The organism is Solibacillus sp. NPDC093137, assembly GCF_050280445.1.
Taxonomy (GTDB): Bacteria; Bacillota; Bacilli; order Bacillales_A; family Planococcaceae; genus Solibacillus; species Solibacillus isronensis_B.
On the sequence record NZ_JBNNVH010000001.1, the window covers coordinates 458,947 to 473,784 of the forward strand.

16 protein-coding genes and 2 riboswitches are annotated in these 14,838 nt (G+C 39.6%); of the genes, 12 read left to right on the plus strand and 4 right to left on the minus strand.

Translation table 11 applies throughout. The features are described 5' to 3' along the window. Nucleotides 1-7 precede the first annotated feature (7 nt). The 8 genes from comGC (at nucleotide 8) to gcvPB (ending at nucleotide 6,878) form a co-directional block, all read left to right on the plus strand. Nucleotides 8-322, plus strand: coding sequence for a competence type IV pilus major pilin ComGC (comGC, locus tag ACQKN3_RS02255; protein WP_427709059.1), 315 nt, complete (start codon nucleotides 8-10; stop codon nucleotides 320-322). Between the two features lie 2 nt (nucleotides 323-324). After that, entirely contained in the window at nucleotides 325-876 is a 552-nt protein-coding gene (locus tag ACQKN3_RS02260; RefSeq protein ID WP_427709061.1) for a prepilin-type N-terminal cleavage/methylation domain-containing protein, read from the plus strand. Continuing rightward, nucleotides 785-1,078, plus strand: a complete 294-nt coding sequence (locus ACQKN3_RS02265; protein WP_427709063.1) for a type II secretion system protein — start codon at nucleotides 785-787, stop codon at nucleotides 1,076-1,078. The genes ACQKN3_RS02260 and ACQKN3_RS02265 overlap by 92 nt, the downstream gene beginning before the upstream one ends. Then, nucleotides 1,075-1,530, plus strand: coding sequence for a competence type IV pilus minor pilin ComGF (gene comGF / locus ACQKN3_RS02270; protein WP_427709065.1), 456 nt, complete (start codon nucleotides 1,075-1,077; stop codon nucleotides 1,528-1,530). Before ACQKN3_RS02265 ends, comGF begins: the two co-directional genes overlap by 4 nt. Before the next feature lie 309 nt (nucleotides 1,531-1,839). After that, on the plus strand, nucleotides 1,840-2,352 hold the full coding sequence (locus ACQKN3_RS02275) for a shikimate kinase (protein ID WP_251686944.1): 513 nt from the start codon (nucleotides 1,840-1,842) through the stop codon (nucleotides 2,350-2,352). A 126-nt stretch (nucleotides 2,353-2,478) separates the two neighbouring features. Continuing rightward, nucleotides 2,479-2,571: riboswitch (glycine riboswitch) on the plus strand. 3 nt (nucleotides 2,572-2,574) lie between these two features. Continuing rightward, a riboswitch (glycine riboswitch) is annotated at nucleotides 2,575-2,684 on the plus strand. Between the two features lie 160 nt (nucleotides 2,685-2,844). Beyond that, a complete protein-coding gene (gcvT, locus tag ACQKN3_RS02280; protein WP_427709067.1) occupies nucleotides 2,845-3,954 on the plus strand; it encodes a glycine cleavage system aminomethyltransferase GcvT in 1,110 nt (369 codons plus the stop codon). A gap of 103 nt (nucleotides 3,955-4,057) precedes the next feature. Beyond that, entirely contained in the window at nucleotides 4,058-5,404 is a 1,347-nt protein-coding gene (gene gcvPA, locus ACQKN3_RS02285; RefSeq protein WP_427709069.1) for an aminomethyl-transferring glycine dehydrogenase subunit GcvPA, read from the plus strand. Continuing rightward, nucleotides 5,397-6,878 (plus strand): aminomethyl-transferring glycine dehydrogenase subunit GcvPB, encoded by a 1,482-nt coding sequence (gene gcvPB / locus ACQKN3_RS02290; protein ID WP_427709071.1) that lies wholly within the window; start codon nucleotides 5,397-5,399, stop codon nucleotides 6,876-6,878. Before gcvPA ends, gcvPB begins: the two co-directional genes overlap by 8 nt. Nucleotides 6,879-7,049: 171 nt before the next feature. Here the strand turns inward: gcvPB and ACQKN3_RS02295 are convergent, their stop codons facing one another. Continuing rightward, complete coding sequence (locus tag ACQKN3_RS02295; RefSeq protein ID WP_079527702.1) at nucleotides 7,050-7,433, minus strand: rhodanese-like domain-containing protein; 384 nt, start codon at nucleotides 7,431-7,433, stop codon at nucleotides 7,050-7,052. Nucleotides 7,434-7,586: 153 nt separating this feature from the next. Between ACQKN3_RS02295 and ACQKN3_RS02300 the strand changes: the two genes are divergently transcribed. Further along, the gene (locus tag ACQKN3_RS02300) at nucleotides 7,587-8,366 is read left to right on the plus strand and encodes a lipoate--protein ligase family protein (RefSeq protein WP_427711566.1); all 780 of its coding nucleotides are present in this window, start codon (nucleotides 7,587-7,589) and stop codon (nucleotides 8,364-8,366) included. A 263-nt stretch (nucleotides 8,367-8,629) separates the two neighbouring features. Further along, on the plus strand, nucleotides 8,630-11,197 hold the full coding sequence (locus ACQKN3_RS02305) for a vitamin B12-dependent ribonucleotide reductase (RefSeq protein ID WP_427709073.1): 2,568 nt from the start codon (nucleotides 8,630-8,632) through the stop codon (nucleotides 11,195-11,197). 66 nt (nucleotides 11,198-11,263) lie between these two features. Here the strand turns inward: ACQKN3_RS02305 and ACQKN3_RS02310 are convergent, their stop codons facing one another. Beyond that, complete coding sequence (locus ACQKN3_RS02310) at nucleotides 11,264-12,040, minus strand: YqjF family protein (RefSeq protein ID WP_427709075.1); 777 nt, start codon at nucleotides 12,038-12,040, stop codon at nucleotides 11,264-11,266. Nucleotides 12,041-12,095: 55 nt separating this feature from the next. After that, nucleotides 12,096-12,731 carry a 2OG-Fe(II) oxygenase gene (locus tag ACQKN3_RS02315; RefSeq protein ID WP_427709077.1) on the minus strand — a complete coding sequence of 212 codons (636 nt, stop codon included), beginning with the start codon at nucleotides 12,729-12,731 and terminating at the stop codon, nucleotides 12,096-12,098. Nucleotides 12,732-13,044: 313 nt separating this feature from the next. On the opposite strand from ACQKN3_RS02315, the gene ACQKN3_RS02320 reads away from it, so the two are divergent. Next, nucleotides 13,045-13,407, plus strand: a complete 363-nt coding sequence (locus ACQKN3_RS02320; RefSeq protein ID WP_427709079.1) for a VOC family protein — start codon at nucleotides 13,045-13,047, stop codon at nucleotides 13,405-13,407. A 1-nt stretch (nucleotide 13,408) separates the two neighbouring features. Here ACQKN3_RS02320 and ACQKN3_RS02325 read toward each other — a convergent pair whose 3' ends face one another. Further along, the gene (locus ACQKN3_RS02325) at nucleotides 13,409-13,558 is read right to left on the minus strand and encodes a hypothetical protein (protein ID WP_251686960.1); all 150 of its coding nucleotides are present in this window, start codon (nucleotides 13,556-13,558) and stop codon (nucleotides 13,409-13,411) included. A 184-nt stretch (nucleotides 13,559-13,742) separates the two neighbouring features. Here ACQKN3_RS02325 and ACQKN3_RS02330 point away from each other — a divergent pair, with 184 nt between their 5' ends. Next, nucleotides 13,743-14,696, plus strand: a complete 954-nt coding sequence (locus ACQKN3_RS02330; RefSeq protein WP_427709081.1) for a rhodanese-related sulfurtransferase — start codon at nucleotides 13,743-13,745, stop codon at nucleotides 14,694-14,696. Nucleotides 14,697-14,838 lie beyond the last annotated feature (142 nt).

The window sequence follows — 14,838 nt, forward strand, 5'->3', positions numbered from 1 at the left end:
GGATCAGATGAAAAATGAAAAAGGATTTACGTTAGTAGAGATGCTTGTTGTTTTATTAATCATTTCCATTTTAATATTGGTTACAATTCCCAACGTTTCAAAACACTTCGCATCAATCGATGAAAAAGGTTGTAACGCTTATGTTCTCATGCTTCAAGGACAAGTAGAAGCATATAAACTGAACAAAAATGATTATCCAGCTTCGGTCTCGGATTTAATTGACGAGGGGTATATTGTGGAAAAGGACTTAAAATGTCCGGATAATACGGAAATTAAAATAGTGGATGGTAAAGTCATTGGACCGGGGAACAGCGAAACGTAACGATGAAAGAGAAAGTAAAATTACTGTTAACGGATGAAAAAGGTTTTACATTAATGGAAATGCTCATTGTTCTCTTTATCTTTTTGGTCGTCAATTCAACAATCCTCTCACTTTCACAAAAGCCGTTAATGGATTATACAGAAAAACAGGTAATGAATCAAAATGAGATGTTAATACGCATGACACAATTGTTATCCATTGAGACCGGAACGTCCCATAGCTTTGAAATTATTAACTGTCACCGAATACAAGTAATGGATTGGACTACTTCTAATATTATTTACGACCAGCGAATAGCGCGGCCAATTGACATGTATTTATCCACTCCGCATAACCGGCTGTTATTTAATACGAGAGGAAATGTCCAGGCCTTTGGACGGCTAACGTATCATTTTGAGAATACAAGCCATCAATACTCTGTGAATATCGGCAAAGCCAGGATTTTGGAAAAGGAGGTTTTTAATGAGCCAGGAAGGACTAACTCTTGTAGAAACACTGTTAGCAGTCGTCATCTTATTTTTCCTTTCGTCGACAATCATTCCGCTCACATTTAATATGCAACAGCAAATAGCTATACAAAAAGTACAAGCTCATGCTGCAGAAGTAGCTTTTATAGGAGCGCTGAAATATAAAAGATTTGGACAATCCGCCGGAGTTCAACACATTGACGGGGTTCAGTTTCAATGGAATTACGATGGGTACCAAGTATGTGTCCATTATGACAACAATGAAAAAGAAGAGGAACTGTGTATATGAAATTGTGGCAAATATTTAATGAGCGGGGTTTTACACTACTGGAAAGCTTGTTTCAGTTAACCGTATTTGTACTTTTTACCGCAATAAGCCTGCTTATCCTTATATGGGTTCGGGATCTTCAACAGCTTGAGACGATGAAAGATGAGGTGAACTGGGAATTGTTCGTTTATGATCTTCATCAATACAATATGAATTCAGCATCTGGGATGGTGCTCAGCTCTGGTATGCTGCAACTGGAAATATCAAATGACCCCGAGGAGCGTTTGTTTGTTTTTGATAAATCAGAACAGCATTTGCGTAAAAGGTCGAATAAAGGGGGAAATGAAATTATGCTGCCTTTTGTTGAGAAATGGGAGTTGGCGGTGGATGAAAATGATGTGAATATGAGGGTAGTGATGAAAAATGGAACAAAGCGAGAAAGAGACCTCGTGTTACCATTGCCTCCAAAATGAGAAGGGTGCATTATTTTTGCTGGCTGTATTTTTATTGTTCATAGTTTCCGGAGCTGCTGTTTTCTTTACAAATGCATATTTTGCGCAAATAAAAGTATATAATTCATTGGAATCTATTTACGTTCGTGCTACGATAAATATACTAAATTTACCTTAAAGTTCGACTTCTTTTTGCAAAGTCGAAAAAATGTCGCATAATGCGATTTTGTTTGACCTAAAAATATTTCTGTTTAAGTAGCAAAATAGAAACGAAAGAATAGGTAGAGGCGTAATTGATTAAGTAGTCCGTAATAGAAGAAGGTGAACAGCATGCGTAAAATTTATTTAGTAGGATTTATGGGGTGCGGAAAAAGTGCGATTGGAAGACGTTTAAGTTTTTTCTTGAAAATGCCGTATTACGATATGGATCATGAAATTGTACGACAACAGGGTATGACAATTCCTGAAATTTTCGAGAAATACGGCGAAGCACACTTCCGAAAAATCGAGACGGAATTTTTAAAGAACTTTCGTGATGAAGCATGCATTATCGCTACAGGCGGTGGGGTAGCCGTAAATGAAGAAAACAGGAGAATTATGCGCCAGACAGGGCTTGTATTTTTTCTTGATGCAAAATTTGAAGATATTTATATGCGTATTCGGAATGACAAAAACCGTCCCATTGTTCAATCATCAACGGAGCAAGAATTGGAAAATCTGTATCACCAACGCAGAAAGAATTATCGACTAGCTGGCCATATACAAGTACTGACAGCCGGGAGAACGTTAAGACAAATTGTTGAGTACATCGGCTTTCAAGTGAAACGTCTTAAAGGCGAATGATCACTGGATAATTGCACTTAATGTTCGTATTTTGAATAAAATTAAAAAAAGATTGCGTTTGCATTATATTCAATGTTAGGATATTGCTAAGAAGAGCAATAACATGAAGTAAATAATCTAACGCGGATGATGGTACGGGGAGAGAACGTGATGTCACGTCGCCGAAGGAGCAAATAGCTATGCTATGAATCTCTCAGGCAAAAAGACTCGTATTGGACGCAACTCTGGAGAGTGCTGTAATCAGCTATTGTTGCGAACAGCCACCAACGGGGAAAGCCTAAATTGTGATAGTGGATCAAATTTGGGTGTAACTTTCAGGTGCAAGGACAGAGAATCTCGGTAAAGGGGATTCGTCTGTCTTTTTTTGTGGAGAAATCGGCTTTTAATATTCTGATGATTCTAATAAAAAGATAGATTTACACTTTGATAGGTGTAATGTTGTTTCCCCTTACAAAGCAAAATGAACATACATAACTAAAGGAGGAAATGAACATGACAAATGAATTAAAGCTAAAGCGCACACCACTTTTTGATGAATATGCAAAGTATGGTGGAAAAACAGTTGATTTTGGCGGCTGGGAATTACCGGTACAATTTTCTTCGATTAAAGAGGAGCATGATGCGGTTCGTAACCGTGCAGGACTTTTTGATGTATCCCATATGGGGGAAATTATCGTAGAAGGTCCGAATGCACTAGTTTATCTACAAAAGATGCTTTCCAACGATATTTCTAAAATTGCAGTTGGCGGCGCACAATACAGTGCACTATGTTATGAAGATGGCGGTGTTGTTGACGATTTACTGACATACCGTTTGGAAGATAACCGTTATTTACTATGTGTTAATGCAGCGAATATTGAAAAGGACTTTGAATGGTTACAGCAGCATGTCGAAGGGGATGTCAAAGTGACAAATGTGTCAGATGACTATGCTCAAATCGCATTGCAAGGACCATTATCTCAGGAAGTTCTGCAAACATTAACAGCAACAGATTTAACGGCAATTAAATATTTTAAATTCCAGGACAATGTGGATGTAGGCGGTCATTCGGTTCTAGTTTCTCGCTCTGGCTATACAGGTGAAGACGGATTTGAAATTTACGGGACACCAGCAGCGATTGTCGATCTATGGAACAAAATTTTGGAAGCAGGAAAAGACAAAGGTGTAGTAGCGGCCGGTTTAGGAGCACGTGATACACTTCGCTTTGAAGCTTGCTTACCATTATATGGCCAAGAGATTTCAAAAGAGATTTCACCATTGGAAGCGGGAATTGGCTTTGCGGTGAAATTGGCAAAGGATCCGCAATTTATCGGTCAGCAAGCATTAATTGACCAAAAAGAAAATGGCCTAACACGTAAATCTGTAGGCATCGAGATGATTGATAAAGGTATTCCCCGCCATGGCTATAAAGTATTTAAAGATGGTGAAGAGATTGGTTTTGTAACTACAGGAACTCAGTCACCAATGACAAAGCGCAATATCGGCTTAGCTTTAATTGACGCAAAATTCACAGAAGTTGGAACTGAATTAGAAATTGAAGTACGAAAAAATAGAGCAAAAGCAGTTGTTGTAGAAACTCCATTTTACAAGCGTGCAAAATAAAATGAAACTTCAATCAGTGGGGGTCTTCATCCCCTAGATTGGTAGTTGAACCAAGCTTACTACCCGTTAATACGGGATAAAACTTTTGAAAAGAGGGTTAACAATGAAACATCGTTATTTACCAATGACGGAACAAGATAAACAAGAAATGTTAGACCGTATCGGGGTTGCGACAATTGATGAGCTTTTCGAGGATATTCCTGAGAAAGTTCGCTTCCAAGGAAGCTACAATATTAAACCTGCCAAGTCAGAAGCCGCTTTAATGAAGGAACTGGCACAACTTGCTTCAAAAAATAAAGATACAGCAAGCAATGTATCGTTTTTAGGTGCAGGTGTATACAACCACTATAAACCGGTAATTGTTGATCACGTTATTTCACGTTCGGAGTTCTATACAGCATACACGCCATATCAGCCGGAAATTTCACAAGGTGAACTTCAAGCGATTTTTGAGTTCCAAACGATGATCGCAGAACTGACAGGCATGGATATTGCAAACTCTTCTATGTATGATGGCGGTACGGCATTGGCAGAAGCAGGTATGCTTGCTGCAGGTCATACACGTCGCGGAAAGTTACTTGTTTCAGGAGCTGTACATCCGGAGTATCAAGATGTTGTGAAAATGTATGCTACAGGACAATCAATAGAAGTCGTTACAATTCCTGCAAAAGACGGTGTGACAGACATCGAAGCACTAAAAGGCCTGATCGATGACCAAACAGCCGGCGTAATCGTTCAATATCCGAACTTCTTTGGTCAAGTTGAAAACCTGCAGCCGCTTGCAGACATTACACATGACGCAAAAGGATTGTTTATCGTATCTGCGAACCCGTTAGCTCTTGGCGTTTTAACACCACCAGGAAAATTAGGCGCAGATATTACAGTTGGGGATGCACAAGTATTCGGAATTGCTGAAGCGTTCGGTGGTCCACACTGTGGCTATTTCGCCGTAACGAATAAATTAATGCGTAAAGTACCTGGCCGTCTTGTTGGGGAAACAGTAGACCAAGAGGGTCGCCGTGGTTATGTATTAACATTACAAGCGCGTGAGCAGCACATCCGTCGCGACAAAGCGACATCTAATATTTGTTCTAACCAGGCATTGCTTGCACTTGCTTCTTCAGTAGCAATGACAGCTCTTGGAAAGCAAGGTATGCAGGAAATGGCGAAACAAAATATCGTGAAGACACGCTTTGCTAAAAATGCCTTTGAAGCAGCTGGTTTTGAAGTTGTTTATCAAGGCGCACACTTCAACGAAATCGTCGTTAAGACAAATCATAATGTGACAGAGCTAAACAAAGCATTAATCGAAAAAGGCATTATCGGCGGTTTTGACTTAGGTCGTGTTTATCCTGAATTAAAAAATCATGCACTCATTGCTGTTACGGAAATCCGTACAAAAGAAGAAATCGAGCAATTAGTTGCAGAAATGGGGGCTTACAATGCATAACGAAAACCAAACACTCATTTTCGAAATTACAAAACCAGGTCGTGTCGGCTACAACTTAGAGCCATTGGATGTTCCTGATTTTGATTTAGAAGAACTTCTGCCGAAAGAGTTAGTACGTCAAGAAGCGGCTGAACTGCCGGAAGTTGCAGAATTAGATATTATGCGTCACTATACAGCACTTTCAAAACGTAACCATGGTGTGGATTCAGGGTTCTATCCACTTGGTTCATGTACGATGAAGTACAATCCGAAAGTCAATGAAACAGTTGCACGTTACGCTGGTTTTGCCCATGTTCACCCATTACAGGATGAGTCGACAGTACAAGGTGCAATGGAATTATTATATGATCTGCAGACATCACTTCAGGAAATTACGGGTATGGATGAAGTAACATTACAACCGGCAGCAGGCGCACATGGTGAATGGACAGCATTAATGATGATCCGTGCATTCCATGAGGCAAATGGTGAAGGTCACCGTAACAAAGTAATAGTACCGGACTCAGCTCACGGTACAAACCCGGCTTCTGCTACAGTGGCAGGTTTTGAAACAATTACAATCAGATCTGGTGAAGACGGCTTAGTTGATCTGGAAGATTTACGCCGTGTTGTCGGTCCTGATACAGCAGCGCTTATGCTGACAAACCCGAACACTTTAGGTTTATTTGAAGAAAACATTTTAGAAATGGCTGAAATCGTGCACGGTGTCGGCGGTAAAGTTTATTATGACGGCGCAAACTTAAACGCTGTTATGAGTAAAGCACGTCCTGGCGACATGGGCTTTGACTGTGTTCACTTAAACTTACACAAAACATTTACAGGTCCACACGGTGGCGGTGGTCCGGGTTCAGGTCCAGTAGGGGTAAAAGCAGATTTAATCCCATTCCTGCCTAAACCAGTATTAGTGAAAAAAGAAGATGGTACATTCCACTTCGATTACAACCGTCCACAATCAATCGGTCGTGTGAAACCTTACTACGGAAACTTCGGCATTAATGTCCGTGCATATACGTATATCCGTTCAATGGGTCCAGATGGCTTAAAGGCTGTAACAGAATATGCTGTATTAAATGCAAACTATATGATGCGCCGCTTGGAAGAGCACTTTGATTTACCATACGACCGTCACTGTAAGCATGAATTCGTGCTATCAGGCCGTCGTCAGAAAAAATTAGGTGTTCGTACATTGGATATCGCAAAACGCCTTCTTGACTTTGGCTACCATCCACCAACAGTATACTTCCCGTTAAACGTGGAAGAGGGTATTATGATCGAGCCAACAGAAACAGAATCAAAAGAAACATTGGATGCATTCTGTGATGCAATGATTCAAATTGCTCAAGAAACAATCGATAACCCATCGATCGTACAAGAAGCACCACATACTACGGTAATCAGCCGCTTAGATGAAACACGTGCTGCACGTACACCTGTATTACGTTATACAAAAAAAGAAGAAGTAACAATTTCATAAATTGTGACAAAAAGGTCAGAGCTGTTTTCTGACCTTTTTTCTATGAGAAAAGTTAGACTTCTTACGTGTGACTATATAATGGTAGAAACTACTGATAATCAGACAATTTCGATTCGTAGGGCCGGTGAATGAAAATTAAAAAGCCCTCTACAATGTAGAGAACTTTTAGAATTAGTTTTTCGATTTAACTTTGCCTGTCCAAGTTTTGAAACCGCCTTGTAATTGGAACAGTTGGCTATAGCCTTTTTTCTTTAATGTCAACGCTGCTCGTGCACTACGACCAGAGTTTTGGCAGTAAAGGTATACAGGCAGATCCGGACGGATTTCTTTATGACGTGTATTAAGTTGCGTCATCGGAATGTTTCGAGCACCTAAAATGTGTCCCGCTTCAAATTCTTTAGGTTCGCGTAAATCGATTAATTGTGCTTTACGGTAGCCTTCAATAAATTGCTCCTGTGTTAAATTTGTTACGGATTTTTTTAAGCGCATAGAGTTGATTACTACGTAAGCAACGATTACTACTAAAATTACTAGTATCGTATATAAAATTGTCACTGCGATATTGCCCCTTTCTATCTGTACTATCTATTATAAGAGATGAACTAGAGTTAGTCGAGCGAGTTTGTTAAAATGAATTAGTGGAGGCGAGAAATTGTGAAAAAACAATGGTATTTTATAAATTCGGGCCCATGCAGCCCAGCCTATAATATGGCACTGGATGAAGCGTTGCTTGATTGGCATAGCCAAGGGGAAATTCCGCCGGTTATTCGTTTTTACGAGTGGAACCCTGCAACATTATCAATCGGTTATTTCCAGCAAGTACATAAAGATATTAATTTAGAAGCTGTAAAAAAGCAAAACTTAGGTTTCATCCGTAGACCTACAGGCGGACGTGCCGTTTTACATGACCAGGAGCTTACATATTCAGTGATAGTGACAGAGAGCTACCCAAATATGCCGGAAACCGTTACAGAGGCATATCGTGTCATTAGCGAAGGAATTTTACAAGGGTTCCGCCTTTTAGGACTGGATGCTTATTTTAGTGTGCCGGAGACGAAGGAACAACTGGATGATCTGAAGAAACCGAAAAGCGCGGTATGTTTTGATGCGCCAAGCTGGTATGAGCTAGTTGTTGAAGGGAAAAAAGTAGCCGGCAGTGCGCAAACACGTCAAAAAGGTGTAATTTTGCAGCATGGCGCTATTTTACTTGATCTGAATGAAGAACTGCTGTTATCGGTATTTAATTTTGCTACAGCTGAAGCAAAAGAAAGAATGCGAAAAAAGTTGCCAGAAAAAGCAGTTGCGATGAATCAGTTTGTCGACACACCATTTACAATCGAGCAATGTGTTGACGCGTTTTCTAAAGGGTTTGAAGTAGCTTTGGATATAGAACTAATTCCTTATGAATTAACAGAGCAGCAAACCCAATATGTAGAACAATTGATGGAAAATAAATATTTAACAGATGAATGGAATTTCAAAAAATAGATTGCGAACGTGTGTTTTTATTTTTTGTAAAAAAATTTTTATACCCGAAACGTTGATATAGATGGATTTAACAAAAAGAAAAAAAAATCAACCCCTTGTTTGAAAAAAAGATTTATTGTAATCTTTTTTAAGTGTAATTATATAACCCAACATATAGAATGATATTTAAGAAATTAGCACAATATATGGTATAAAATGTGTTTAGTTTACATTCGTGAAGGGAAACTTAAAATTATTAAATCGTCCAAAGGGGGGCTTACGCGGTGGCAAGTGTTTTAGAGCAATCCATCCAAGTCAATCAGTTAAATCAAGATATTGAGCAATTTCCTCAAGTGCACCCGATTACACCGGACATGCATATTACGCATAAAGGTGTATCACGTCTTGTTATGATTGACCGTTATTCTTTTAAAGATACGGAAAAGAAAACATTAAAAACAGGGGATTTTGTTGTTTTGACAGTGAAACAAGATCCGAAATTCCCGGCACGTGGACTTGGCATTATTCATTCGATTAATCCGGAAAAGAATACCGCTCTTATTAAAATTGATGAAGATTACCGTCATGTATTGGAAGGCGAAGAACAAGAGACGGGTATTATTGAACGCTCATTGGATATTATTGAAAAGCCGCTCGAAATTTTTTATGAGCAAATTGCAAAACGTAATGCAACAGGTTTAGCTTCAGTTGAGAAAACAGAAGAAAAGCGCAAAGAATGGTTCGGAAAGTTTTACGAAGAGCTTGTGTCGATGAACTTTATCCCTGCAGGACGAGTAATTTACGGGGCAGGTTCAGAAACTGAAGTAACATTCTTCAACTGTTATGTAATGCCATTTGTAGCCGATTCCCGTGAAGGTATCAGTGATCACCGCAAGCAAGTAATGGAAATTATGAGCCGTGGTGGTGGTGTTGGTACGAACGGTTCGACACTTCGCCCGCGTAACACATTGGCGCGCGGTGTAAACGGTAAATCTAGCGGATCAGTAAGCTGGCTTGATGATATTGCCAAGCTGACACATCTTGTTGAGCAAGGTGGATCGAGACGCGGCGCTCAAATGATTATGCTGGCCGATTGGCATCCGGATATTGTGGAGTTTATCATTTCCAAAATGCAAAATCCGCGTATTCTGCGTTATCTGATCGAGAATACAGCAGATGAATCAATTATTCGTCTAGCAAAAGAAAAATTAAAATTCAAGCCTTTAACACAGCAGGAAGATGCGATGTATCAAGGTATTGTGAACTATAAAAATATTGAAGGTTTCGGCGGATTTAACGAAGCGATTATTCGTGACGCTGAAACGAAGCTACGCGATGGTGGAACGTATTCAGTCCATAATCCGGATTTCCTGACAGGTGCGAACATCTCGGTTACATTAACGAAAGAGTTTATGGATGCTGTAGAAAACGATCAGGACTTCGAATTACGCTTCCCGGATGTAGAAAACTATACTCCGGCACAAATGCTGGATTACAACGAAAAGTGGCATGAAGTTGGCGATGTTCGCGAATGGGAGAAACTTGGTTATCCAGTTCGTACGTATCGTACAATCAAAGCAAAAGAACTTTGGAATTTAATCAATGTCTGCGCAACATATGCGGCAGAACCTGGTATCTTCTTCATTGATAACGCAAACGACATGACAAACGCAAAAGCGTACGGTCAGAAAGTTGTTGCGACAAATCCGTGCGGAGAACAACCACTCGCACCATATTCTGTTTGTAACTTGGCTGCTGTTAACTTGGCGAAGTTTGCAAACAAAGAAACGAAAACAGTTGATTTTGATGCGTTACGCAAAACGGTAAAAGTTGGCGTACGTATGCAGGATAATGTAATTGATGCAACACCGTACTTCCTGGAAGAAAACAAAAAGCAGGCACTAGGTGAACGCCGAGTTGGTCTTGGTGTAATGGGTCTTGCCGATTTGTTGATTTACTGTGAGAAAGAGTACGGTTCTGAAGAGGGCAATACACTAGTTGATGAAATCTTCAAAACGATTGCGGTTGCAGCGTATGAAGAGTCGGTTGAACTGGCAACAGAGCGCGGCAGCTTCCCGTTCCTTGAAGGACAAACAGAAGCTGAAACAGCACGTTTACGTGAAGCATTCATTAACACAGGCTTCATGAAAAAAATGCCGCAGCATATTCGCGAAAATATTGTGGCAAACGGTATTCGTAACTCGCATTTATTGACGGTTGCACCTACGGGATCTACAGGTACAATGGTCGGAGTTGCAACAGGGCTTGAACCTTACTTCAGCTTCACTTACTACCGTTCAGGTCGTCTTGGGAAGTTTATTGAAGTAAAAGCTGAAATTGTAAAAGAGTATTTAGATGCGAACCCGGGTGTGGATGAAAATAATTTACCGGACTGGTTCAAATCATCAATGGAGCTTTCTGCTGAAGCACATGCAGATGTTCAATGCATCATTCAAAACTGGATTGATTCATCCATTTCAAAAACAGTAAACGCACCAAAAGGCTATGGAGTAGAGCAAGTACAAAAAGTGTACGAGCGTTTATACCGCGGCGGTGCGAAAGGCGGTACCGTGTATGTCGATGGATCTCGTGATACACAAGTACTGACTTTAAAAGCTGAAGAAGCCAATTCGGATGAGCAATTAGAGTTTGAAGAATTAAAACAAACAGAAGACCAAGTGAAACGTCAAGTAGTGTTAGTGGATACAATTAAGCCGTTAACAGATACAGATGTGACAATTGGTTCGGAAGTTGGCAATACATGCCCGGTTTGCCGTCAAGGTACGGTAGAAGAAATGGGTGGCTGCAACACATGTACAAACTGTGGTGCACAGCTGAAATGCGGTTTATAAAATAAAGAAAACGCAACTCATATAATATGGGTTGCGTTTTTGCTTTTTAAAGTAAGACTTATCTTTTTAAAAATGTAATCGGCCGGTAGCAGGACTTACTAATGGCCATGCGCGAACATCGATTTTTTTAGAAAAATGCAGAATCGGCTGATCGTTTTCCACAATAATCCCTTGTTTGGACAGAGTTGTATTAAGGGTGATTTCACCTTCTGCTTCCTGTAAAATCCATGGGTGGTGCAAAATATCACAGCGTACCGGGACACCTGAAGTATTTAATGTGTAGAAACAGTAACGCTCGGTAATCCATTCCTCAAAGGTCCCTTTTATCGCAAGGAACGGTTCAGAAACGGGTTTATAACGGGCTGCGAAAACTATGTCTGATTGATCGCGTCTTTTACTTTCAAACAATACTGTATCGCCAAAGTTTTTAATATCCATCTTAGCGTAATGATACGGTAAATGGAAAAATGTCCTGGCCCCTTTTACAGCCGGCCAATTATCCGCATCCAAACTGAAAAAGTATACGCCCGGTTTTCCGTCAATCGTTACATAGGTGCGCACATTAAGTTCCGGAAATTCGTCGGTACCTGGAACTGGGGGCAATCCCCGAAGTCTCACACCAGACATGCGAAACGGAACAACCCCAACCCAGCACACACCGTCGTACGTATCCAGTTCCAACGCATTTGGAACTAACTTCCGCAAAACCTCGTATTTAACCGGATAATGGGCGAATAATAAATCACTCCACGTTTGTTTCATCCCCCAAGGCAAATTAGGCAGCGGCCAAGGACGATGACTGTCATCCCATTTGTTCTCTTGTATGTATAGGAGTTCCACCATAGTTCGTCACTTCCTTCACATCTATCATATTTTATATAAATCCTTTTGAAAAGGATTAAAAACGTTCGCGGATTTGCTTTTTCCTCATCCATTGGGTAGCAACCCATTTCTCGCCTCGTATTACTGGCTCACCGCTATGTAGGGTAAGTTCATTTAATTTTTGATCGTTGTAGAAATATTCAAAGTAAATCGCTGAACCCCTCTCCGGTACAGTTAGGATACCCAGATTAGGAAACGTTGTAACGCCTCCTTCTTCAACATTATTTAAGTAGACTACTAACGTGCTAATGCGATTATTACTGCTTGAAGGGTGATTTGGACCGAAAAAATCAAAGTGTGCCTTAAATTCCTGACCGGGTTCGTAATGTAAAACTTGTAGACCCTCGGCATGTTCGATTGGAAGATGCATCAGGCTGCTAATCCGTTTTTCGATTTCTGAAATAAGCGGATTTTCATTTTCCTCAAAAAACATACCACTGCTCGTACGAATCGGACTTACTTCTTTTTTTGCTAATTTGGATCTTTCCAAACGCGAAGAAGCACAATCGATTATATTCTGACATTCTTCATCACTTAAAACATTCGAAAACTTTACAATGAGCGGCTCTTCATGAAGAACTTCTCCTGTTATCGTACGGTTGTCAATTGAATAAACAGATTGAATAGATAAAATCGAAATTTCTGTTGTCATATGTTATATCCTTCCGCAATTCCTTCAAAGTTAGTACAAAAACATTACTCTAACTCTTTTATGTAGGTTAAGAATGTATTTCTACTCCAATACATATTATACCATTTAATTGAATTTAATGGTATTTAAGTGATGGATTAATAATAAAAAAAATTGGTGGCTGATTCCTAAGTGCTAGTATTTGGGGAATTCAACTAGCATTTAAGGAGGATAAGAAAAAGTTATGGATTTACATAAATAACCTATCATTTTGTTTATGTCATATTTGAAGTAAGATAATGGTAGAAGAGGAAGCTATGGAGGAGGAAAGCGAATGATTATTGGATTACACCATGCACAAATAACAATTCCCCAAGGTACGGAGGAAGCAGGGAAAGATTTTTATTGCAAAATTTTAGGTTTAAATGAAATTTCAAAACCTTCTGTACTGAAGGGGCGAGGAGGATTTTGGCTGCAAGTAGGAAGCCGGGAAGTACACGTAGGGACAGAAGATGGCTTTAATCGGCTTACAACTAAAGCGCACCTCGCCTACGAAGTTGAGGATATTACCTATTGGAGAGAAGTATTGATGGAAAATGAAATTGAGATTTTGGACTCCGTACCCATTCCTAATTATGAACGTTTTGAGTTTAGAGACCCTTTTGGAAATAGAGTGGAGATGATTCAACCAGTTTAATCTATTCCAGTTTATTATTTTTATTCTCATCAGCTTTTGATAATAGCTCAATAATTTCTTTGTTCTGTGATCGTATATCTTTTAGGATTCTTTCAATTGCCAATGCGGTAAAGGTAATGATGATTAGTAGTGCGAAAATTAAAAAGCCCACAAAAATACCTCCATTCAAATTAGTATTACATCTATTATACTAATATTAAAAAGAATAGTTAATTATTTCTAAAAACCTCCACCTAAATAATGATGGTAAATTTACCGAAAATCGCGTATCATTGTAAGGTAGTTTTAAACTATCAGGTATATCCTGCAAATATATTGAATGATAGGTGAAAAAAATGAATTATCAAGTATTATTGTATTATCATTACACAACGATTGAAGATCCGGCTGCTTTTTCAGAAGAGCATTTAGCTGCATGTAAGGAAATTGGATTAAAAGGTCGTATTTTAGTTGCCCGTGAAGGGATTAACGGTACGGTTTCAGGTACGATTGAGCAAACACAAAGCTATATCGATATGATGGAAGCACATCCATTATTCAAAGGGATTGTTTTCAAAATTGATCCAGCAGAAGGCCATGCGTTCAAAAAAATGCATGTACGTCCACGTCCTGAGCTTGTGCACTTAGGCCTGGAAGAAGATGTGAACCCGCATGAATTAACAGGTCGCTATTTATCTCCGGAGCAATTCCTGGAAGAAATGCAAGATGAAAACACAGTCGTACTCGATGTACGAAACACATATGAATATGATGTCGGTCACTTCCGCGGCGCAATTCGTCCAGAAGTAAAGAATTTCCGTGATACACCGCAATGGGTACGTGAAAACCGTGAATTATTCGAAGGTAAAAATGTATTAACATATTGTACAGGCGGAATCCGCTGTGAGAAATTCTCAGGTTGGATGAAGCGAGAAGGTTTCGGTGATGTTGGTCAATTACATGGCGGCGTTGCAACATACGGTAAAGATCCGGTTGCTAAAGGTCAGCTATGGGATGGTCAAATGTACGTATTCGATGAGCGTCTGACAGTGCCAATCAACCAGGTAGAACACGTGATTGTTGGACGTGACCACTTTGATGGAACACCATGTGAACGCTATATTAATTGTGCTAACCCTGAATGTAATGAGCAAATCATTGCATCAGAGGAAAACGAAGCGAAGCATTTAGGTGGCTGTACAATCGAATGTACAAAACATGAACGCAATCGTTATATCGTCCGTCATAACCTAACGGAAGAGCAAGTACAGCAAGCGATTGAATTATTAGAAGCTGAAGCTACAGTATAATAGATTTTAAATGCATCTCTTTATAGGGATGCATTTTTCTTTTTTGTAAACAAAACACCCTTTTGTAAATGTAATGTAAATAGATTTTTCTAAATATTCATTGCAAATTGTCTGTTTTCTGTATTTCTTACATTGTTCAATA